Consider the following 19,699-nt stretch of genomic DNA (forward strand, 5'->3'; position numbering starts at 1 on the left):
GGCGCGAGCGCTCTTCTAAAGGCCCTTGCGACGCTTGATATCCTCCATCATGCGTCGGTATTCCACTTCCCACAGGGCCGTGCCCTCTTGCACGTGCTTGAGCTTGCTGCGCACCTCTTGCTGCAGCGACTCTTCTTCCACTTCCTGGCGGCGCAGGGGCTCGCGCATGCGGCGGCGCAGCTCGTAGTCTTCGGCGTAGACCTCGTCCACGTTGTTGGAGTGCATCAGCATCTCGAGCAGCTGGTCCAACAGGTAGTCGATGGCTTCGTCGCCGATCTTGATCTTGCGTTGGTCCGCGACCAGGCGCCGGGTGCGTCCGAGCTCGGAGGGTGGCAGGTTGCGCTCTGCCATCAGGTCGCGGGCGCGCTCGCTCACGTCCTGCTCGTCACGGACGTACTGATTGAGCACCGCTTCGATGTCGGCCTGCATTTCCGCGGGCTCTTCCGTCTCGACGGACTTGTCGGAGGTGAGCAGGCTCACCATCTCGGCCGCGATCTGCGGCACCTTGGCGCTGTGCAAACGCATGGGCCCCGATCCGTACCGTCTTGCGCCTCCCGCCGCAAACGAGAACGCCGGCCCCGATCGCGCTTTTTTGTCAGCCGTCCTTGCGTCGGGCGCCGAGGCGCAGGCGCCGCGCCACGGCCGCGCGCTGCCGGGCCTTGTACGCCTCGTGGCTGGCGTCCCCGGACTCGTTGGCGGCTTCGCTTTCGGCGTCCAACAGCTGGAACTCGCACAGCATGTACACGATGGGACCGAGCTTCTCGGAGCCCGGCGGTGCCAGCTCCATCAGGTGCGGGGGCACGCGCAGCGGGAGGTCGGCCACGAACTGGATCACCCGGTAGTTGGGGGCGCTGAAGCGGTTGTCCACCGGCGTCAGCGCGTCGTCCACACCGCCCTGAAAGCTGGGCACCATCTTGCTCAAATGGGGGTGCGCCTCGCAGTAACTGTTGAAGGGCAGGATGGTGTTGGTGCTCTCCCCCGGCACCACGTAGCTGAAGGGGAATAGCTGTTCGGTGAGGTAGTTCAGCACCGGCAACAGCTGATCCCGCGTGCGGGTCACGATCCGGAAGCGGAGCTTGTCGTACAAGGCCGCGGCGGTGGCCTCCCACTTCGAGAGCAGCTTCGTGTAGGTCGAATCCAGGTTCTTTCGCCCGCCCACGAACTCCGTGATGGGGAAGCCGGAGCTCAGCATGGTGCCCACCACGCGGTAGACCTTCTCTTCCACGAAGTGGAACAGGTCCCGGTCGCTGATGGGCAGGCGGAAGAGGAGCTCGCGCCCGGCCATATGGTTGATGATGTGGACCGTCTTGAGGATGGTGCACGCGCACATCTGGCGGTGCCCTTTCCCCGTGGCCATCATCATGATCTCCTGCAGGGGCGCCCGTTCCACCGGCTTCGGGATGGCGAAGGTGAAGTGGCGGCGCAGGAAGCTGATGGCCTCGCCCTTGACGTGCTCGAGGTAGTCGGCGTCGAGCTCGGGATCGATCTCGTGGTTTCGGAGCAGCGCCAGCGCCTGCTCGGGGCTGGAGATGTTCAGTCGATGCCAGTCGACGACGGAGCTGCCCCGCAAGATCAGGCGCAGGGCCTCGACGTCGTGCAGCGTCAGCTCGTCGATGGACTTCAGCCCAGGCGAGGGGGGAATGAAGCTTATCCGCTCGCCGGATTGGGGGGGCTGGCTATCGGGTCGCGCTGTCAGTGACCGGGATTCGTCGTGGTTGCGTCGCCCGCCGCGGGTTTACGGAGCGACAGGGTGCCGAAGAAGATACCTAGCGTGAGGCCCAGCACCGCGAACTGGGCGCCCAAGGCACCCCCAGCGTAGATCAAAGGCAGGGGCAGGAGGGCGGCCAGATACCACAGGTTCAGCTTCATCAACGTCTCCGCAGGGTCGGGTCCAGAATCAGAGCCCCCATCAAGCCGAGTAGGACAAGCTGCGACAATGTAGGATATCGTACCACACCGCTCACAGGCGGGGCCAACTGTTAGTCAACCGGACCGGGGTGAGCAAGGGGTTAAGGTCAGGTGCGCTTATTTATGTGGGTGGATGGCGGGGCGACGCGCACCAGGCTGGGTCCGACCCCGCGCGATAACCTTACGCACCCTCTCTGGTTTTGTTAGCGTGCCTCACGTGAGACGCGCGTCGGTCGGGAGCCTGGTGGCGGCAGCGCTGCTGACTTTTGCGTCGGGATGCACCACCGTCGAGCCGGGTGGCGACTTCAACATCGCCGACGTCGTCTACGACGAGAACTTCTACTACTGCCAAGTGGAGCCCATGATTTTCGCCAACCGCTGCGGGCCAGGGGACCCGGGCAAGGGCGACTCCGGTGGCGGCTGTCACTTCAACGTGACCACCTACCGGCTGCGAGACTACAGCCCGCTGGTAGGGGAGACGTGCAACGGGATCGTTCCGACGCAGGGGCCGCCGGCGGCAGCCCAGGGCAACTACCAGACTTCTCAAGCCCGCATGCAGCTTGATCCAGATCTGGCTCCATTGCTCAACTATCCAACGAAGCAGGCAGTGCACCCCCGGAAGATCTTCGACGCCAACGGTCCCGAAGCGGACATCATTCGCCAGTGGGCCACGAAGTTTTCTAATCAATGAGGCTCCTCGCTTCGCTCACTGTGGCCGTCGCGCTCCTCACCGCTCCCGCCGTCGCTCGTGCGGCGGACAGCGAAGAGGACATCGACGCCTTTGCCCGCGTGGTGGTCGGCGAGACCGCGCTGCGCTCGGGCCCCGGCGTGGGGCACCGGGTGATCTACCGCGCGCACCGCGGCGAGACGTTCTTGATCGAAGGCCGCGAGGGAACCGGGTTCTGGCTCAAGGTCGTGCTCCCCGACGGCCGCGAAGGTTGGGTGCTGGGAGACACCGTGGAACCCGTCGGCGCCGGGGAAGACGCTCCCGAGGGCGCGTCCAAGCCTGGCTTCTTCGCGCCGCCGGCGCTTCAGGAAGCGCACGGCGGCTTCGCGTTGATGGCGGGGCTCTTCGATGGCAGCGGCTACGTGGAGCTGCGACCTGCGTTCGTGCTGGCGCCGGCGATCGCCATCGAGCCCTACGCGGGCCTCGCGCTGCTCGATGACGGCAAGCGTTTCATCTACGGCCTGGGGGGGACGCTCAACCTGGCTCCGGATTGGGCCATCGCCCCCTTCTTGCACATCGGCGCGGGCGGGCTGCGGGAGATCCCCAACGACGAGTTCGTACGGCCGACGCTGGACTTCTTCCACGCCCGCGCCGGAGGCGGCCTCTTGGTCTCGCTGCGCTGGCGGATCTTGCTGCGGATCGAGGCCAACAACACCGTGATCTTCACGGAGGACTCCTACGACAACGTCCAGACCTACTACGGAGGGCTCGGAACCTACTTCTGAGAGGCGCACCATGAGCACAGCCGTTCCGCATCTCGCTTGGCGCTCCCTCACGTTCGTCGTGGTGGTCGCCGCCCTCTCGGCGCTCTCGGGCTGCGTCACCGTGCGCCCGGAGCAGCGCAGCTACCTGGCGGATCCCACCATGCAGTTCGACGAGGACAGCGAGGAAGAGGCGGCGCTGCAGCACGTGCTCGACAACCGCGAAGGCTCCTACGGGGGTGGCAGCGTGGAAGGCGGAGGCTGCGGCTGCAACTGATGTCGCGCTCTTCCACGCTCTTCCACGTGCTGCTCGCGGCGTTCGTTGCGCTGCTGGGCTCCCTGCTGTTTGCCACTCCCGCGCGGGCGCAGGTGGTGGACGTGAACCTGCGCACCACCGTCTTCCACGAGCCATCTAGCAAGAAGAGCCAGATGACGGTGGTGACTCCCGCGGCCACGCTCGCGGTGATGCCTTGGGAGTGGCTCACGGTGAGCGGCCACTACGAAGCGGACGTGGTCAGCGGCGCCAGCGAGCCCATCAAAGCCGGCCCGCTCTCCAGCCCGGACATCATCAGCCAGGCCTCCGTGAAAGACGTCCGCCACGTGTTCGGCGGCAGCTTCACGCTGAAGCGCAAGGACACCCACCTCACGGCGGGCTACACCTATGGCGCCGAGAACGACTACAAGTCGAACGGCATCGCCGTCTCCGCAGGAACCGACTTCCTGAAGAAGAACACCCAGATCGAGCTGTCCTACGCTCGCGGCTTCGACGAGGTGTGCAATGTGGCCTATCCCGTGACCCGGGACCCGACGCTGCGACAGCGCCTGGACAGCTCCAAGGGATGCTTCACCTCGGACGCCACCAAGCAGTCGCAGGACATCGACATCGACACCTTCCAGGCGGCGTGGACTCAGAGCTGGACGCCGCTGTTCACCACCCAGGTGGTGGGCAGCTTCCAGCTCCAGCACGGCTTCCTCGGCAACCCGTACCGCGGCGTCGTGATCGGCGCGACGGGGCAGATCGCCCAGGAGCACCATCCCGACAATCGCGCCCGGAGCGCCATCGCGGTGCGCGGCAAGTACTACATCAAGGGCGCCAAGACCACGATCGGCCTGGGCGTTCGCGGCTACCGCGACACCTGGGACATCCTGAGCCAGACGGTCCAGCTCGATGCCGAGCGCTACATGCTGCCGTGGCTTCGGCTGCTCGTGCGGGGGCGCTACTACAACCAGGGCGGTGCGCTGTTCTGGAGCGACGACTACACCGGCGGCGAGCCGCAGATGGGCCCCCGCGGCCAGTATTGGACGGGGGACCGCGAGCTGTCACCGCTCAAGAGCTACATGCTCGGAGGCCGCGTGCTCGGGGAGTGGCGCGGCCGTCCGGGAGATCGCATCTTCGGCATGCTGCTGACGGCGTCCGCCGGCGCGAACCTGGACGTGGTGAAGACGAACCTCGAGGAGTTCACCCTCGCCGGACAAGCGCCGGACGACACCTGGGCCTTCATCTTGGGCCTGGGTGTGAGCGGCGGATTCTGACGCAGTAGGGTCTTGTCGGGGCGGCGCGAGCCCGTCGCTGCGCGCGGTTCCGCGGCGAACCGACAATGGAAGCTGCTAACGGAGGTTGTGGCGCCGGGCGAGATCGTAAAGGTGCTTGCGGTCCATCTTCGCCTCGCGAGCGGCGGCGCTGATGTTGCCGTCGTGGCGTTCGAGGAGCCACGAGACGTAGGCGCGCTCGAACTCGGCTTCGTAGGCGGAGCGGATCTCGCGGTAGCTCTTGGCGGGATCGAAGCCGCCCTCGAAGCTTCCGGCAGCCGGCGTGGGGCTCACGGTGACGGGGAGATCCACCAGCGCGAGGTCGCTCTGCCCGCTGGCGGTGGCGATGTAGATGGCGCGGTCGAGGACGTTGCGGAGCTCCCGCACGTTACCCGGCCAGTCGTGGGCCACGAGGGCGGCGAGGGTGTCCTTGCTCAAGCGCACGGCGGCGGCGGCGGGGTCGCGCTTCTTCGCGACTTCGATGAAGTGCTCGACCAGGAGCGAGACGTCTTCGCGGCGCTGGCGCAGGGGCGGCACCGTGATGGGGACGACGGCGAGACGGAAGTAGAGATCTTCGCGGAACTTGCCGCGCTCCACCTCTTCTTTGAGGTTTCGCTTGGTGGCGGCCACGATGCGGGCCTCGGCGCGGAGGGGCTTGTTGCCACCGACGCGGCGGAACTCGCCGGACTCCAGCACTCGAAGCAGCTTGGGCTGCACGTCCAGCGGCAGCTCGCCCACCTCGTCCAAGAACACCGTGCCGCGACCGGCGGTCTCGAAGGCGCCGGCGCGGGAGGAGACGGCGCCGGTGAAGGCGCCGCGCTCGTGGCCGAAGAGCTCGCTCTCGATCAGGTTGTAGCTGACGGCGCCGCAGTCCACGACCACGAAGGGGCCGCCGCTGCGGCGGCTCTTCTGGTGGATGGAGCGCGCGAGCACGTCCTTGCCGGTGCCCGTTTCGCCTTCCAGGAGCACCGGCGCGTCCGTCGGTGCGATGTGCTCGAGCATGCCGAACACGGTGCGCATCGCCAGGCTCGGGCCCAGGGCCTCACCGAAACGGACCGCCTCGCTGGGTAGGATCTGCGCGCGGTTGGGCTCGGTGCGCAGCAAGAGCTCCACGTCCCCCACGACCAGGCTGGCGCCGGGAGCGATGGTGGCTTCGCGGATTTGCGTGCGCCCCACCCGGGTGTGGTTGGTGGAGTCCAGATCCCGCACGCTGAGGCCGCCGCTCTTGCGCTCCAGCACGCAGTGGTGGCGCGAGACCGTGTCGTCCGGCAGCACCAGGTCGTTGTCCTGGGCCTTGCCGATGGTGAGGCGCTCGCGAACGGGAACTCGCTGGCCGCGCGCCTGGCCGCTCACCACCACCAGCACCAGCTGGTCCGGCGTGGCGGCGCTGCCCCCCGCAGAACGGGTGGCCATTTGAGTCGAGGGCTCGCTCATGGGCTCAGCGTGACGGGAATGACGACTTCCTCGCCCGCCAGACTAACCCGACGCTCGACGCGTGTCTCCGTCGGCGAGCCATCGTGGACGACCGCGAGGTCGAGCAGGTAGCGACCGTTGGGGAGCGACACGGTGTGGCGAACCCGCGACGGCGCTCCGCGCTCGAACGACAAGGTGAAGCCTCGCGCGGGCTCGCGCTCGCCTTCGCGCGTCAGGCTGCCTTCGATGCGGCGGACGGAGCCTTCGCCCTCGAGGCGCAACACCAGCGGCTGGTCGTGGGGCAGGGTCGGCGCGACCACCGCGACGGCAGCGATGACGCCGACGCCGAGGAGGAGCTTGGCCCCGAGCCTACGGCGCGGGGCATCGAGCTTCACGGCGCGGAGCCCTTGGGCGCGATGGGCGGAGCGCCGGGCACGCCGGCGTGGGGGTTTGCGATGGGCGGAGCGCCCGGCACGCCGGCGTGAGGATTGGCGGGTGCCGTTCCGCCCTCGGGCGCTCCGGCGTCCGCCGCAGCCTTGGGCCGCGGCACCAGCATGCGCACCAGCTTCACCAGACCGTCGATCGTCTCCTGGGGCAGATCGAAGGCGGGCATCTCGCCGCGGCCGTTCTTGATGCTGGCGGCGAGGTCCTGATCGCTCACCGTGTCCTGCCAGTTCTTGTCGGCGAGGTTTCGCGCTCGGACCATCGCGCCGCGCGGGCCATCGCCGCGACCCACCATGCCGTGGCAGGTGGTGCACTTGGCCTTCCAGGTGGCGATGGTGACCTCGTTCACCCCTTGGATGCCGGTGTCCGGAGGACGCCCGGAGTCGGGTGCAGCGGAGACCTGATCGTTCGAGGGGTTATCCGTGTGGTCGTGATCCGACGGGCGCCACTCCCGCAGGTCGTCCGGGTCGCGGCTGCAACCCGCTGCCAGAGCGATGGCGACGATGAACCAAAGACTGCGCTTCACGGGGCGGGGTCATAGCACGAACCCGAGAAAGTCGATCCCAGCGGCACAAAATGACTCCGGCGCAGCCCGATGAATCGAGCCGCGCCGGTGCATTGGACAGGGGTCTTCAGTAGTCGAAGACCTTGCCGCCCGCCGTGGGGTCCATCCCCAGGTACTTCTTGCCGTTGAGCTCGGCGATCTTGAACTCGGTGCGGCGGTTCTGGGCGCGGCCCGCTTCCGTGGTGTTGTCCGCGATCGGCTTGGCTTCGCCGAAGCCGACGGCGATGACACGGTCCTTGGCAACGCCGTGATCCACCAAGTAGCGCTTGATGGTCAGGGCGCGCTCACCGGACAGCTTGATGTTGTCCGCGGGCTGGCCGACGTTGTCGGTGTGGCCTTCGACCCGGAGCTTGGTGACCTGCGGGTTCTGGTCCAAGAACAGCTTGAGCTGATCGAGGACGACCTCGCTGCCGGAGCCTTCTTGAAGCTCGGCGGAGTTGGTCTTGAAGGTGATGTTGCCCGGAATCGAAATCGTGTCGCCCTTGACGGTGGCCGTGCTCTGCGTGGGGGCAGGGGCGGGCTCCGTGGTGGCGGCGGGGGCCGGGGTGGCAGCCGGCGCGGGGGGCGGCGGAGGCGGAGCCTCTCCACCCGTCTGCGCTTCTCCGCCGGCAGCGGCGTGAATCGTGCAGCCCGCGAGGGACGAGGCGGCGAGCGCCGCAATGGTGATGACCAAAGCTGACTTACGAACCATTTCCGATCCTCCTCGAAGGCGGGTGGTAGCCGGGGGTTTTCTTCGGCTGTCCGGCCCGCAAGCGGTAGTCCAACTCCCTTGAGAAACGCAAGCCCCGGCGACTCCTTACGCACCGAATGCCCGCAGGGCGATAGACGAAGGGCTGTTTCGCCCTGTTCAATCAGAGCCGCCCTTCTCGCACCTTTTTCCGGCCCGGCGGCACAAAAAAGCGACGCCGGCCAGGCCCAAAGGCCGACCGGCGTCGGTCAGGAACCCGGAGGGGCTCAGTTGGTGGCGCAGGGGTCCGGGCTGGGGGTGGCCGGCGGGGCCACGGGGCCGAGCTTCACGGCCTGCCCCTCGAAGGCCAGGCCGATGCTGATGGCATCGCAGGTCTTCGCGGAGTCGCCGTTGGTGCCATCCTTCATGATGTCGCTCGCCGCGCGGATCTGCTGGGCGATGCTGTCGAAGGTGGCGCCGTCACACAGGTTGGGGTCGAAGCCGCCGGCGATCTTCTTGAGCTCGTTGATGAGCACCTCGGTCTCGATCACGCCTGCGATGATGCCGTTGGAGGCCGTGGCGTTGGTGCCCGTACCTGAGACGTCCATGCCGATCTGCGCCTGGGTGATGTTCAGGTTCAGGTCGAAGCCCTGGATGCTCACGGCCAGGTTCAGAGTGCCGGGGGAGCCGCTGACCCAAGTGCCGCCCGCGACATAGCTCGTGTCGAACTTCACCTTGGGGTTATTGATGTCGCCGTTGTTGAGCAGCTCCGGGAACACCGGCCACTCGTCGTTGCCGTCCCAGTTCGGCGGCGGGTCGAGCTTGGCGCCGCCATACAGCGCGGCCTTGATAGCGGTCTGGTCCGCGTTGGCGTCCAGATTGTCCATCTTCACCATGATGGTGAAGGAGCCATCTTCCAGCGAGGCGGAGATGTCGTCGCTGGGGTTGGAGGTGAACGTCTTGATGATGGGGATGAGGTTGCCACCGAAGCTGTTGTCGATGCCGTCGTTGCCGTCCGTCTTCACGCTGGCGGGGTTCGCTCCCTTGGCGGGCGCGCAGTGGTTGGTGCCGCTCTTGGTGGAGATCAGGCCGTCGAGGTTGTAGCCGAAGCTCTTCCAAGCGTTCGGATCCGGGTTGCCCTGACGATCCGTCTCGCCCACGAACAGCTTGCGCACAGCGATCACCGTGGGATCGGTGCCAGCGCCGGGAGTGCCACCGGGATCCGCCGGAGGCTGAGCGCCCGGCTCCTGCTTGTCGACCGTGCCACCGCCGCTGCCGCCGGTTCCGCCATCCGTAGCGCCCCCGCCGCCGGTGCCGCTCGGGCTGCTGTCGTCGCTACCGCCGCAGGCAGCAACGGAAATGATGGAACCGAAACACACAGTAAGCAGAGCAAAGTGACGTCGAAGCATGCGATCCTCCTCGGGGCTCTCCCCCGGCTTGTCCGGAAATCCTTACACGAGAGCGACCCTCACGCCGGCCACTCCACGGGCGACGGCAGATTAGCCGGAACGACGGGCAGTGCAACGGTAATTGAACACCGGGCCGATGCTCCGTGTGTGCGTCCGTGTGGTTGGCGCGCGGCGTCAAATGCGAGGCCGCAAGTCGCGCCGGGTGGTGGTACACCCTGCGACCGATGTCTGCGGAGTTCGTCCACCTCCACGTGCACACCCAGTTCTCGTTCTTGGTGAGCACGGTGAAGCTCGCGGAGCTGCCGGCGCGCACGAAAGAGCTCGGCATGAGCGCCGTCGCGCTCACGGATCGCGCGAACATGTACGGTGCCATCCGGCACTGGAAGAAGTGCAAGGCCATCGGCGTGCGTCCCATCTTGGGCGCCGAGGTGAACGTCGCCCGCGAAGGCGGCAAGGGCGTGGTGGATCACCTCGTGCTGTTGGCGTCCAACGACGCCGGCTACCGAAACCTGATCGATCTGGTGAGCCTCGGCTATCGCGAGCCGGCGAGCGACGCCGGCGCCAGCATCCGCTTGGAAGACATCGCGACGCGTCGCTCCGGGCTCGTCGGGCTCAGCGGCTGCCTCGGTGGCGTCGCCGCGCAGGCCATTCTCGAGAACGGTCCCGAGCGTGGCCAGGCGATGCTGGGCAAGCTCGCGGAGGCCTTCGACCCAGGCTCGCTGTTCGTGGAGCTGCAGGATCACGGTCTGCCGGAGCAGCCGGTGGTCAACGACCTGTTGGCCAAGGCCGCCAAGAATCTCGACCTGCCGCTGGTGGCCACCAACGACGTGCACTTCATGAAGCGCGAGGACGGCGAGGCGCAGCTCTACCTCGAGTGCATTCGCCAGGGTCGGGTGGTTCAGCAAGAGCGCGAGAACCACCACGGCAGCTTCGAGATGTACCTGAAAAGCCCCGCGGAAATGGCGGAGACGTTCCGGGACTTGCCGGACGCCGTGCGCAACACGCTGCGGGTCGCGGAAATGTGCTCGGGGCTCGAGCTGACGCTGGATCAGCCGATGCTGCCCCGCTTTCCGGTGCCGGAAGGCTACGACGTCGACGGCTACTTCCGCCACGTGGCCGAGGAAGGCCTGGCGCGTCGGTTCGCGGAGTTCGTGCGGGTCGGCAAGAAGGTCGACGAGAGCGCGTATCGACAGCGCCTGGAGCGCGAGCTGGAAGTGATCGTGGGCATGAAGTACCCGGGCTACTTCCTGATCGTCTGGGACTTCATTCGTGAAGCGAAGGCGCGGGGCATCCCCGTGGGGCCTGGCCGTGGCTCCGGCGCCGGTTCGCTGGTGGCGTACTCGATGGGCATCACGGAGATCGATCCGTTGCCCTACAACCTGCTGTTCGAGCGCTTCCTCAATCCGGAGCGCGTGAGCATGCCGGACTTCGACGTCGACTTCTGCATGGCGCGTCGAGACGAGGTCATCACCTACGTCGCGGAGAAGTACGGCCGCGACAGCGTCGGTCAAATCGCGACGTATCAGAACCTCAAGGCTCGCAGCGTGATCAAGGACGTGGCTCGCGCCATGGGCATCCCCGCGCCGGATGCTCAGCGTATTGCCAGTTTGGTGCCGGACCTGGGGCAGGGAAAGACGGCCACCGTGGAGCAGGCCCTGGAAATGGAGCCCAAGCTCAAAGCCATGGTGGACTCCGATGCGCAGGTGGCGGAGCTCCTCACGCAGGCCAAGAAGCTCGAGGGCCTCACGCGCCACGCCGGGATGCACGCCGCGGGCGTGGTGATCAGCGATGGCCCGCTGTTCCACCACGTTCCCATCTTCACCAGCGACAGCCACGCCGTCACTCAGTACGACAAGGACGACGTCGAGGCCGCGGGCTTGGTGAAGTTCGACTTCCTGGGCCTGAAGACGCTCACGGTGATCGACATCGCCCAGCGTTTGGTCAACGCCCGGCCGGACCGCAAGGACGACCCGCTGGACTTGTCCTCCATCGCCCTCGACGACCGCGACACCTACGCGCTGATCTCCAGCGGTGACACCACCGGAGTGTTCCAGCTTGAGTCGAGCGGAATGCAGCAGCTCCTTCGACAGCTGAAGCCGGACTGCTTCGAGGACATCGTCGCCGCGGTGGCGCTGTACCGCCCCGGTCCCCTCGGTACCGGCATGATTGACGACTTCATCGGTGGAAAGCATGGGCGCAAGCCCATCCGCAAGCTCCACCCGCTGGTCGACGACGTGCTCAAGCCCACCTACGGCGTGCCCGTGTACCAGGAGCAGGTGATGCAGATCGCGCAGCACCTGGCGGGCTACTCCCTGGGCGGCGCGGACTTGCTCCGGCGCGCGATGGGCAAGAAGAAGGCCGAAGAGATGAAGCGCCAGCAGCAGATCTTCGTCGACGGCGCCAAGAAGAACGACGTCAGCGAGGAGCAGGCCCTGGCCATCTTCCGCGAGGTGGAGGGCTTCGCGTCCTACGGCTTCAACAAGAGCCACTCCGCCGCCTACGCGCTGGTCACCTATCACACGGCGTATCTCAAGGCGCACTACCCGACGGAGTTCTTCGCCGCGCTGCTGACCGCGGACAAGGACAAGATCGAGAAGGTGGTGCGCACCATCGCCGAGGCGCGCGCCTGGGGCGTCAGCGTGCTGCCGCCGGACATCAACGCGAGCTCGCTGGACTTCACCGTGGTGTACGCGCACCCCGACGGTCGCGGTCCCGCGCGCGGTCCCGGCAAGCTGCGCGACCGAAGCGGGCCGCAAATTCGCTTCGGGTTGGGCGCCGTGCGCGGCGTGGGCGAAGCCGCCCTCGAGTCCGTGTTCGAGGCCCGGGACGCCGGCGGCCCCTTCGGGGATTTGTTCGACTTCGCCGGGCGCGTGGACGCCAAGCGACTGAACAAGGGCGTCTTCGAAGCGCTGGTGCAGTGCGGCGCCTTCGATTCCGCGCTCACACCCATTGGCATCAGCCGGGCGCGCGCCTACGCCGCCGTGGATCGCGCTCTCGAGCGCGCTCGCAGCGCGAGCCGTGATCGCGAGCGCGGCCAGACCACCTTGTTCGGCATGTTCGCCGCGGCGGAACAGGAGTCGGCGGCGACCGACGGCGACGCGGCCAAGGCCGACGAGTATCCGAGGTGCGAGGAGTGGGATCGGCTGGAGCTGCTCCGTCGCGAGAAGGCTTCCCTCGGCTGCTACGTGTCCGGCCATCCGCTGTTCCGCTACGGCAACAAGCTCGAGCGCCTGGGGGCGGTGGCTACCATCAAGGTGGCCGGTGAGCAGGCCTGGAGCATGGTCAACGTCGCCGGCATGGTGGAGGGCTACCGCGAGCGCTTGTTCAAGGGTGGGAGCGGGGGCAAGGCGGCGTTCTTCGAGCTGGAGGACGCGTTCGGTCGCGTGCAGGCCAAGCTCCGGGGGGATCGCATCGAGCGCTTCGGACAGCTCCTCACCGGTGGCGAGCCGGTGTTGGTCACGGGCAAGGTGAGCTTCCCGATCACCGACGAGCCGGAAGAAGATCCCGAGCCCACGCTCTTGGTGGACTCCGTGGAGCTCTTGAGCGACGCCGTGCTGAAGGCGACGCGCTCGCTCTCCATCCGGCTCTCCTCGGAGCGCGCCGCGCGCTCCGAGCTCGAGAAGCTACGGGCGCTGCTGGAGGACTCACCTGGCTCCTGCCCGGTGGAGCTGGTGCTGTCGCTGCCGGACGGTGCCGAGGCGATCCTCGCGCTGGACGAGACGCGGGTGACCCCCAGCGATCGGGTGCTCTCGGGCCTGGAGCGCATGTTTGGCGACACCGTTGCCGAGCTGCGCTGAAACCGGCCGCGCGGAACCCGCGGTTCCTTGCTAGAGTCGGGGCGATCCATGAAGGATGCGCGAGACGAGCTGGTGCGGATCGACTCCCGCGGCACCGCCCACCCGATCGGGGTGACGGCGAGCCAGCGGCTGCGGGCGCGAGAGGGCGCGTACCGCCTGTTGCCGGCGCCGAACCACGTGGTCTTCATGCGCTACACCGGCGAGGACGGCCGGCGCGACGCCTCCGATGGCGCGCTGGTACGCTTGGCCGGCGAGATCGCCGAGCCTGGCGCCGTGTGCGACATCATCGCCCTCGTCTCCCAGGCCGGTTGGCGCGGTGAGCTGGTGGTGAGCGACGCCGAGATCACGCGCTCCATCTATTTCGATCAAGGCAACGTGGTGGGCGTGCAGACCACGGCGGACGACGAGCGCCTGGGGATGGTGTTGTATCGCTTTGGTGCCATCAGCACCGAGCAGCACGAGGCCATTCTCGAGAAGATGCGCTCCGGCATTCGTTTCGGTGAGGCCGCCGCCGAGGTGGGCGCGCTGACCCACGAGAAGCTGTACGAGTACATCGGCCGCCAAGTGGAAGAGGTGGTGTACGCCACCCTCACCATCGCCGACGGAACCTTCTTCTTCCTCGACGGGTTCGACGACGAGCGACTGGTGTCGCGCCATACCGTCAGCGCCAGCGCCCTCTTGATGGACGGCGTCACACGCATGGACGAGGTCCGTTACTTCCGCCAGAAGGTGCCCTCCGCGGACTGCGTGCCGGTGCGCCTCGAGACCAGCTCGCCGCCACCGGACGAGTTCACCGAGACGTGGAACGCCGTCGACGGTAAGCGCAGCGTGGAAGACATCGGCCGCGAAACCGGCAAGGGCGAGTTCGTCACCACCAAGGACGTGTACGCCCTGGTGCAGTCCAAGCACGTGGCGGTGCACGGTCCTCGCGCCACCGGCGGTCCCGCCGGGCTGGTGTCCGTCGCCAACACCGCCCTTCGGGTGATCCACGGGCACGCGGATTCGGCGGGCAAGGGGGAGGCGCTGCGCCAGAGCCTGTCGTCCTTCGCGGTGGGCGCCGGTGTGTACGACATCTTGTTCCGCGGCGCGGGTCCCGACGCCGAGGGCGTGCTGGACGCCAAGGTGGTGGCGGAAAACTCCGTGATCGTGGCGGCCGGCGCGGATCCCGAGAACATCCTCAAACAGATGCTCCACGAGTACGTGAGCTTCGCTCTGTTCAGCGCCGGCACCGCCCTCGGCTCCGACAAGGAGGCCGAGCTCAAGAAAGAGGTCGGGGCCGTGCTCGGCAAGCTGCGACCGCAAGCGTGACTGCTGGGCACGGTGCGCGTGAACCGGGCGTCACGAGTCCTTCCAAATCCGCGACGCTTTGCCTTGGCACCGCGATTGCAAACTCGATGACCATGTTCGCGCGATCCCTCCTCTTCATCCTGCTCTGCGTCGGTCTCGGCGCCTGCACCAACCGGCGACCTTCCCAGACGCCGGACGCCTACGAGAACTTCAACGAAGACGAGTACGGTCGGGTGCAGTCGTCCCAAGGCCAAGGCGTCGAGAGCTCGGGCGCCTACTATGGCTCACAGCCCTCCGGGCCGCCGTCCCGCACGCCCGCGGAGCCCTCCGTTGGTGGCTCCGGCCGTTGACCCTTTCGGCTGGACAGAACGCCCGCCAGCGCCTACCACTCCGGCCCAGGGTCGATAGCTCAGCCGGTTAGAGCCGCGGATTTTTAATCCGAAGGTCCAGGGTTCGAATCCCTGTCGACCCACTACCTCTCCAGAGCCGCAGGGGGTTGGTCCACCGCGGAACCTCGTGGACGGACCCGCGGCGCGACGGGGATCGCGCCGCACCAACATACCCTCGCCAGCGATCCGAAGAGCCCGACGGCAGTGGCGGCTCAGTAGGGGGCGTACAGCGGCTGCTTCTTGAAGTTGCCCCACATGCGGCTGTAGCGCACGGTGGCGACGAGGCCGCGGGATGAAGGAACGGCAATGCGGTAGCGGCGGGTACGGCGAAGCGGGCCGAATTCGATGGCGAAGTCGGCCCAGTGCTCGCCGGGGAGCACGCTGCGACTGACTTCGAAGCCGCTCAGGAAGCTGCCGTCGTAGATGCGCTCGCCGTTCAGATCCACGGTGACGCGAGCGTCGTTCACGAAGAAGCCCGGCTTGTCGAATCGGAGGGTGAGCAGCACGCCTTCGCTCATGGCGGCAGTGTAGGGGAATGCGGCGGAGCAGAGGAGCGTTCGGAGCGGCCATGGGCATTACCCGGCGGCAGTGGCTCGAGCTGTCCGCGCTGAGCCTGCTCGGCTGCGCCGAAGGGCGACGGGTCAGCGAGCCCCCGCGAGCGAAGCTGCACCACGATGCCGGCGGCGGGGCCGTGCGCGCGGGGCTCGTCGATGCGGCGCCGGACGCGGGGCGTGCGGCGGCGGCGGGCACCGGGCTGGATACCCTCGCTCTCGAGCGGCGTTTTCCGGCGCTCGCGGGAGCACTGCCGCGGCTTCGGCTAGGCATGTTCCCCACGCCGGTCGAGCGCCTCGAGGCATTGGGGGAGCGCGTCGGGGTGCGCGAGCTGTGGCTGAAGCGCGACGATCGCGCGGCCGTGGAGCTCGGCGGCAGCAAGGTGCGGAAGCTCGAGCTTTCTCTGGCGGCGGCACGAGCCGCCGGCGCTCGGCACGTGCTCACCTTCGGCGGTGTGGGCTCGAATCACGCCTTGGCGACGGCCTTCTACGGCAAGCAGGTGGGGCTCAAAGTAGCGCTTTTTCTGCTGGCGGAGCGTCCCAGCGCGCGGGTGCAGAACGTCTTGCGCGCGATGCTCTCCTACGACGCCACGGTGAACGCGTCCCACGGCTCGGCCGAGGACGTGCTGCGCTTCTCCCGCGAGCACGCGGGCGAAAAGCCTTGGGTCATCGCGGCGGGAGGGTCATCGGCGATCGGTGACATCGGTTACGTGAGCGCGGCGCTGGAGCTGGTCGAGCAGATCGAGCGGGGCGAGCTGCCCGAACCGCGCACCCTGGTGGTGGCGGCGGGCACCGCGGGCACCGCAGCGGGGATCGCGCTCGGCCTGCGCGCGGCGAAGCTCGAGACCCGCGTCGTCGCGGTGCGCACCTCCAGCATTCCGACCCTCCGTCGCGTGCGGACGCTGGCGCGCAGCGCGGCGAAGGTGCTCGCGGAGCACGAGCCGAGCTTCGCGGACGTGCAGCTCTCGAACGTGCACGTGGAGCATCGCTACATCGGAGCTGGATACGCGATTCCGACGGCGGCCGGCGAGCGCGCCCTCGAGCTGGCAGGGGAGCACGAGCTGGCGTTGGACGAGACCTACACGGCGAAGGCCTTCGCGGCGCTGACGGGCCAGAGCGCAAAGCTCGAGTCTCCGGTGTTGTTCTGGAACACGTTCGACCCACGTGTTCCGGCGGGACGCAAAGTGGAGCGCGACGAGCTGCCTCCGGCGCTGCGCGGCTACTGGCGCGGCTGACGTGGAGCGGCTCCGCGAGCGGGCTTCTTTTCTCGGGGGGCCCGCTCGCGGAGCACTGACCGTCCCCGGGGCCCGACCTCAGGATGCCCGGCCCGGCCGACTCGTGCAAAGGCGCCACACTAAATCTGCGCTTTCATTGGGCTTCGGCTCGGCATGCCGCGCCGCGCCAAGTGCGCTAGCGTTGGGGTAGCCGTACAGGAGGGTTCGACCATGAGCTATCGGAAGATCCTGGTTCCCGTCGATTTCTCGAGCAGCGCGAAGCAGGCCCTGAGCTATGCGACGTTTCTGGCGGAAGGCCTCGGCGCGACGCTGCACGCGCTCTTCGTGTGGGAGCCGCCGCGGGTGATTCGCGCCGACGTCATGCTGTGGTCGGAGACGCAGGGCACGAGCCTGGTGGATCACGCCCGCGAGGTGGCGGAGTCGCACATGGAGAGCATGTTCGACGAGCTCGGCATCGACAAGCAGCGCCGTCCGCCCCACACCATCGAGACCGGGGACCCGCCGGATGCCATCGTCGAAGCCGCCACCAGCGGTGGCTACGATCTAATCGTGATGGGAACGCAGAGCCGCAAGGGCTTCGACCGAGTGTTGCTCGGCAGCGTGTCGGAGAAGGTCGTGCGCACCGCTCCGTGTCCCGTGCTCACCGTGCGGCCGTCCTCGTGATGAAGCTCTCGCGAATCCTCGTGCCCGTCGACTTCTCGGCGTGCTCCGAGAAAGCGCTGGCCACGGCGCGCGAGCTCGCGGCCGCGATGGGTGGCGAGATCACGGCGCTGGCCGTGTGGCAGCCCCCCGAGTTCGCCGGGGCGGATCTGATGGTGCTGGCGCACTCCGAGAACCTGAGCATCGGCGACTACGGCCGCCAGCACACGGAGCGCGAGCTCGAGGCATTCGCGCCGGACCTACGGCGGGAGGTGCGCATGGGGGAGCCGCGCCAGGTGATCCTCGAGCGCGCCGCGGATTTCGACCTGATCGTGATGGGAACGCACGGCAAGACCGGCGCCTCCCGCCTGCTCCTCGGGAGCGTGGCGGAAGCCGTGGTTCGGCGGGCGGCGTGCCCGGTGTTGACCGTGCACGCCTGAAGCGGCGCGACGGGCATCGCGCCGCCCCAACAAACCTCAGCCGGCTTCGATCTTGCCGCCGCCGTTGCTGCCCTTGTTGCGGACCACCGGTACGGCGCTCTTGGGGGCCGCGCCGTACTCGTGGAGCTTGTACTGGATCTTGCGCACGCTGATGCCGAGCACGTCCGCGGCGCGGCTGGTGGAGCCGCCGTGCGCTTCCAGGGTTTCGAGGATCGCGTAGCGCTCGATGTCCGCCATGGACGAGCCCGGGATGCGCGGCGCGCGGTTCTCCGTGGTGTTGCGGGCCAGCTCCGCCGGCAAGTGGTGAGCGTCCACCGAGTCGCCGTCCGCCAGCACCACCGCGCGCTCCACCACGTTTTCGAGCTCTCGGACGTTGCCCGGCCACGGGTAGTTGGCCAGCAGGGCCAGGGCTTCGTCGCTGAAGCGCGCGACGCGCTTGTCGTTCTCGCGGGCGTAGCGCTCGAGGAAGTGCATCGCCAGAGCGGGGACGTCGGACGGGCGCTTGCGCAGCGGCGGCAACGTGATGTTGATGACGTTCAGCCGGTAGTAGAGGTCCTCGCGGAAGTGCCCTTCGTTGACCAGCTCGCGCAGGTCGCGGTTGGTGGCGGCGATCACCCGCACGTCGACGCGCAGCGTTTGATTGCCGCCCACGCGCTCGAACTCGCGCTCTTGCAGCACGCGCAAGAGCTTCACCTGGGTGGACGCCGTGATCTCGCCGATCTCGTCGAGGAACAACGTGCCGCCGTCGGCCTGCTCGAACCGGCCTTCGCGCCGCCGGTCGGCGCCGGTGTAGGCGCCGCGCTCGTGTCCGAACAGCTCGCTCTCGAGCAGCGTTTCTGCCAGGGCTGCGCAGTGCAAGCGCACGAAGGGGCCGTCCTTGCGGGGAGAGCGATGGTGAATGGCGGCGGCCACCAGCTCCTTGCCGGTGCCGGATTCGCCGGTGAGCAGCACGGTGGCGCGACTGGGCGCCACCTGAGCCACGCTCTTGAACACTTCCTGCATCTCGGGCGAGGAGCCCACGATGTTGTCGAAGCGGTAGCGCTCGGCGAGCTGCGTCTTCAGCTCCACGGTCTCGCGACGCAGACGCACCCGCTCGAGCGCGCGATCGATCACGAGGGCGAGCTCGTCGGTGTTCAGCGGCTTCGTCAGGTAGTCCGCGGCACCTTCCCGCATCGCGGAGACCGCGGTCTCCACGGCGCCGAAGGCCGTCATCAACACCACTGGAAGATCGGGTTCGTGGCTACGGAGCTTGCGCAGCAGCTCCACGCCGTCCATCCCCGGCATCTTCAAGTCCGTCAGCACCAGGTCCGGCGAAAACTCTTCGTAGCGGGCCAGCGCCTTGAAGCCGTCCGCCGCGGTTTCCACCGAGTACTCTTCCTCGCGCAGGATCTCGGCCAATGCAGTGCGTGCATTGGGTTCGTCGTCCACGACTAGAATGCGTCCTTTGCTCACGACCAATCCCTCGAAGTTTTCGGGGCCAACGGGTAGCAGGCGCAGTTGATGCGCGCCCGGCGAACGGCGTGCACAACGCATGCCGCGCACATATTGGGGTAATCCGACCCCCCGGCCAGGGAGCTATCGCAAATAATGCGGCTGCGCGCAAGTCGGGTGCAGCCGGTGCGCGGCTAATCCAGCAAATGCAGCAGGGCCTTGAGGGCGTCGGTGGTGGTGAACACCCCGCTGACACGGGTCCCGTCGACCACTACCGCGGACCCGACCTTGCTCTCGAGCATCACCCGCACCACGTCTCGGAGGGGGGTGGCGGAAGGGACGGTGTACACGTCCGTGGTCATCGCTTCATCGATGGTGACCTGCGCCGGATCGACGTCCTTCAGGGTCTCCACCAGGTGCAAATCCCGAAGCGAAACCAGGCCAACGAGCTTGCCTCCGTGCAGCACCGGGAGGTGGCGGATGGCGTGCTCGCGCATCAGCTCGTGTGCCGCGGTGAGGGTCTGCTCCGAACCGATGGAGTGCGGAGCCGGGGTCATGAACTGACC

21 protein-coding genes and 1 tRNA gene are annotated in these 19,699 nt (G+C 67.6%); 11 read left to right on the top strand and 11 right to left on the bottom strand.

All coding sequences use genetic code 11. The annotated features are described in order from the left end of the window. Positions 1-15: 15 nt before the first annotated feature. The 3 genes from H6717_26495 to H6717_26505 form a co-directional block, all read right to left on the bottom strand. Complete coding sequence (locus H6717_26495) at positions 16-525, bottom strand: DUF507 family protein (protein MCB9580609.1); 510 nt, start codon at positions 523-525, stop codon at positions 16-18. 70 nt (positions 526-595) lie between these two features. Further along, positions 596-1,642, bottom strand: a complete 1,047-nt coding sequence (locus H6717_26500) for a TIGR04552 family protein (GenBank protein MCB9580610.1) — start codon at positions 1,640-1,642, stop codon at positions 596-598. A gap of 50 nt (positions 1,643-1,692) precedes the next feature. Beyond that, positions 1,693-1,869: a hypothetical protein gene (locus H6717_26505; GenBank protein MCB9580611.1), complete on the bottom strand. Its 177-nt coding sequence runs from the start codon at positions 1,867-1,869 to the stop codon at positions 1,693-1,695. Positions 1,870-2,125: 256 nt separating this feature from the next. Between H6717_26505 and H6717_26510 the strand changes: the two genes are divergently transcribed. From H6717_26510 to H6717_26525, 4 genes are read left to right on the top strand one after another with little or no spacing between them, the layout of a single operon-like run. Continuing rightward, positions 2,126-2,599 carry a hypothetical protein gene (locus H6717_26510; protein ID MCB9580612.1) on the top strand — a complete coding sequence of 158 codons (474 nt, stop codon included), beginning with the start codon at positions 2,126-2,128 and terminating at the stop codon, positions 2,597-2,599. Next, positions 2,596-3,360, top strand: a complete 765-nt coding sequence (locus H6717_26515; protein MCB9580613.1) for an SH3 domain-containing protein — start codon at positions 2,596-2,598, stop codon at positions 3,358-3,360. The genes H6717_26510 and H6717_26515 overlap by 4 nt, the downstream gene beginning before the upstream one ends. Before the next feature lie 10 nt (positions 3,361-3,370). After that, a complete protein-coding gene (locus H6717_26520) occupies positions 3,371-3,613 on the top strand; it encodes a DUF4266 domain-containing protein (protein MCB9580614.1) in 243 nt (80 codons plus the stop codon). After that, complete coding sequence (locus tag H6717_26525; protein MCB9580615.1) at positions 3,613-4,869, top strand: DUF3570 domain-containing protein; 1,257 nt, start codon at positions 3,613-3,615, stop codon at positions 4,867-4,869. The genes H6717_26520 and H6717_26525 overlap by 1 nt, the downstream gene beginning before the upstream one ends. Positions 4,870-4,944: 75 nt before the next feature. Here H6717_26525 and H6717_26530 read toward each other — a convergent pair whose 3' ends face one another. The 5 genes from H6717_26530 to H6717_26550 form a co-directional block, all read right to left on the bottom strand. Beyond that, on the bottom strand, positions 4,945-6,300 hold the full coding sequence (locus H6717_26530; GenBank protein ID MCB9580616.1) for a sigma 54-dependent Fis family transcriptional regulator: 1,356 nt from the start codon (positions 6,298-6,300) through the stop codon (positions 4,945-4,947). Further along, positions 6,297-6,674, bottom strand: a complete 378-nt coding sequence (locus H6717_26535) for a hypothetical protein (protein ID MCB9580617.1) — start codon at positions 6,672-6,674, stop codon at positions 6,297-6,299. Before H6717_26535 ends, H6717_26530 begins: the two co-directional genes overlap by 4 nt. Then, on the bottom strand, positions 6,671-7,249 hold the full coding sequence (locus H6717_26540) for a c-type cytochrome (protein MCB9580618.1): 579 nt from the start codon (positions 7,247-7,249) through the stop codon (positions 6,671-6,673). The genes H6717_26535 and H6717_26540 overlap by 4 nt, the downstream gene beginning before the upstream one ends. A gap of 106 nt (positions 7,250-7,355) precedes the next feature. Next, positions 7,356-7,979 (bottom strand): OmpA family protein, encoded by a 624-nt coding sequence (locus tag H6717_26545; GenBank protein ID MCB9580619.1) that lies wholly within the window; start codon positions 7,977-7,979, stop codon positions 7,356-7,358. Positions 7,980-8,242: 263 nt separating this feature from the next. Beyond that, positions 8,243-9,364, bottom strand: coding sequence for a hypothetical protein (locus H6717_26550; GenBank protein MCB9580620.1), 1,122 nt, complete (start codon positions 9,362-9,364; stop codon positions 8,243-8,245). Positions 9,365-9,588: 224 nt separating this feature from the next. Here H6717_26550 and dnaE point away from each other — a divergent pair, with 224 nt between their 5' ends. The 4 genes from dnaE to H6717_26570 all read left to right on the top strand — a co-directional run bounded on the left by dnaE (position 9,589) and on the right by H6717_26570 (position 14,920). Then, the gene (dnaE, locus tag H6717_26555) at positions 9,589-13,161 is read left to right on the top strand and encodes a DNA polymerase III subunit alpha (protein MCB9580621.1); all 3,573 of its coding nucleotides are present in this window, start codon (positions 9,589-9,591) and stop codon (positions 13,159-13,161) included. 48 nt (positions 13,162-13,209) lie between these two features. Next, a complete protein-coding gene (locus H6717_26560) occupies positions 13,210-14,469 on the top strand; it encodes a DUF4388 domain-containing protein (protein MCB9580622.1) in 1,260 nt (419 codons plus the stop codon). A gap of 92 nt (positions 14,470-14,561) precedes the next feature. Further along, positions 14,562-14,798, top strand: coding sequence for a hypothetical protein (locus H6717_26565; GenBank protein MCB9580623.1), 237 nt, complete (start codon positions 14,562-14,564; stop codon positions 14,796-14,798). Between the two features lie 48 nt (positions 14,799-14,846). After that, a tRNA-Lys gene (locus H6717_26570) sits at positions 14,847-14,920 on the top strand. Positions 14,921-15,049: 129 nt separating this feature from the next. On the opposite strand, the gene H6717_26575 is transcribed toward H6717_26570, so the two are convergent. After that, a complete protein-coding gene (locus tag H6717_26575) occupies positions 15,050-15,355 on the bottom strand; it encodes a hypothetical protein (GenBank protein ID MCB9580624.1) in 306 nt (101 codons plus the stop codon). A gap of 50 nt (positions 15,356-15,405) precedes the next feature. Here H6717_26575 and H6717_26580 point away from each other — a divergent pair, with 50 nt between their 5' ends. From H6717_26580 to H6717_26590, 3 genes are all read left to right on the top strand, one after another. Next, positions 15,406-16,623, top strand: coding sequence for a pyridoxal-phosphate dependent enzyme (locus tag H6717_26580; protein ID MCB9580625.1), 1,218 nt, complete (start codon positions 15,406-15,408; stop codon positions 16,621-16,623). Between the two features lie 210 nt (positions 16,624-16,833). Then, entirely contained in the window at positions 16,834-17,286 is a 453-nt protein-coding gene (locus H6717_26585; protein ID MCB9580626.1) for a universal stress protein, read from the top strand. Continuing rightward, positions 17,286-17,702, top strand: a complete 417-nt coding sequence (locus tag H6717_26590) for a universal stress protein (protein MCB9580627.1) — start codon at positions 17,286-17,288, stop codon at positions 17,700-17,702. Before H6717_26585 ends, H6717_26590 begins: the two co-directional genes overlap by 1 nt. Before the next feature lie 36 nt (positions 17,703-17,738). Here the strand turns inward: H6717_26590 and H6717_26595 are convergent, their stop codons facing one another. After that, positions 17,739-19,235, bottom strand: a complete 1,497-nt coding sequence (locus H6717_26595; GenBank protein ID MCB9580628.1) for a sigma-54-dependent Fis family transcriptional regulator — start codon at positions 19,233-19,235, stop codon at positions 17,739-17,741. A 92-nt stretch (positions 19,236-19,327) separates the two neighbouring features. Beyond that, a complete protein-coding gene (locus tag H6717_26600) occupies positions 19,328-19,690 on the bottom strand; it encodes a CBS domain-containing protein (protein MCB9580629.1) in 363 nt (120 codons plus the stop codon). Between the last annotated feature and the right edge of the window lie 9 nt (positions 19,691-19,699).

The organism is Polyangiaceae bacterium (assembly GCA_020633235.1).
Taxonomy (GTDB): Bacteria; Myxococcota_A; Polyangia; order Polyangiales; family Polyangiaceae; genus JACKEA01.

Bases quoted from the DNA above. Each gene is read 5' to 3' on its own strand.
- H6717_26495 (MCB9580609.1), bottom strand. From the start codon at position 525: ATGCGTTTGCACAGCGCCAAGGTGCCGCAGATCGCGGCCGAGATGGTG.
- H6717_26505 (MCB9580611.1), bottom strand. From the start codon at position 1,869: ATGAAGCTGAACCTGTGGTATCTGGCCGCCCTCCTGCCCCTGCCTTTG.
- H6717_26515 (MCB9580613.1), top strand. From the start codon at position 2,596: ATGAGGCTCCTCGCTTCGCTCACTGTGGCCGTCGCGCTCCTCACCGCT.
- H6717_26520 (MCB9580614.1), top strand. From the start codon at position 3,371: ATGAGCACAGCCGTTCCGCATCTCGCTTGGCGCTCCCTCACGTTCGTC.
- H6717_26525 (MCB9580615.1), top strand. From the start codon at position 3,613: ATGTCGCGCTCTTCCACGCTCTTCCACGTGCTGCTCGCGGCGTTCGTT.
- H6717_26530 (MCB9580616.1), bottom strand. From the start codon at position 6,300: ATGAGCGAGCCCTCGACTCAAATGGCCACCCGTTCTGCGGGGGGCAGC.
- H6717_26545 (MCB9580619.1), bottom strand. From the start codon at position 7,979: ATGGTTCGTAAGTCAGCTTTGGTCATCACCATTGCGGCGCTCGCCGCC.
- H6717_26550 (MCB9580620.1), bottom strand. From the start codon at position 9,364: ATGCTTCGACGTCACTTTGCTCTGCTTACTGTGTGTTTCGGTTCCATC.
- dnaE (MCB9580621.1), top strand. From the start codon at position 9,589: ATGTCTGCGGAGTTCGTCCACCTCCACGTGCACACCCAGTTCTCGTTC.
- H6717_26560 (MCB9580622.1), top strand. From the start codon at position 13,210: ATGAAGGATGCGCGAGACGAGCTGGTGCGGATCGACTCCCGCGGCACC.
- H6717_26565 (MCB9580623.1), top strand. From the start codon at position 14,562: ATGTTCGCGCGATCCCTCCTCTTCATCCTGCTCTGCGTCGGTCTCGGC.
- H6717_26575 (MCB9580624.1), bottom strand. From the start codon at position 15,355: ATGAGCGAAGGCGTGCTGCTCACCCTCCGATTCGACAAGCCGGGCTTC.
- H6717_26580 (MCB9580625.1), top strand. From the start codon at position 15,406: ATGGGCATTACCCGGCGGCAGTGGCTCGAGCTGTCCGCGCTGAGCCTG.
- H6717_26585 (MCB9580626.1), top strand. From the start codon at position 16,834: ATGAGCTATCGGAAGATCCTGGTTCCCGTCGATTTCTCGAGCAGCGCG.
- H6717_26590 (MCB9580627.1), top strand. From the start codon at position 17,286: ATGAAGCTCTCGCGAATCCTCGTGCCCGTCGACTTCTCGGCGTGCTCC.
- H6717_26595 (MCB9580628.1), bottom strand. From the start codon at position 19,235: ATGCGTTGTGCACGCCGTTCGCCGGGCGCGCATCAACTGCGCCTGCTA.
- H6717_26600 (MCB9580629.1), bottom strand. From the start codon at position 19,690: ATGACCCCGGCTCCGCACTCCATCGGTTCGGAGCAGACCCTCACCGCG.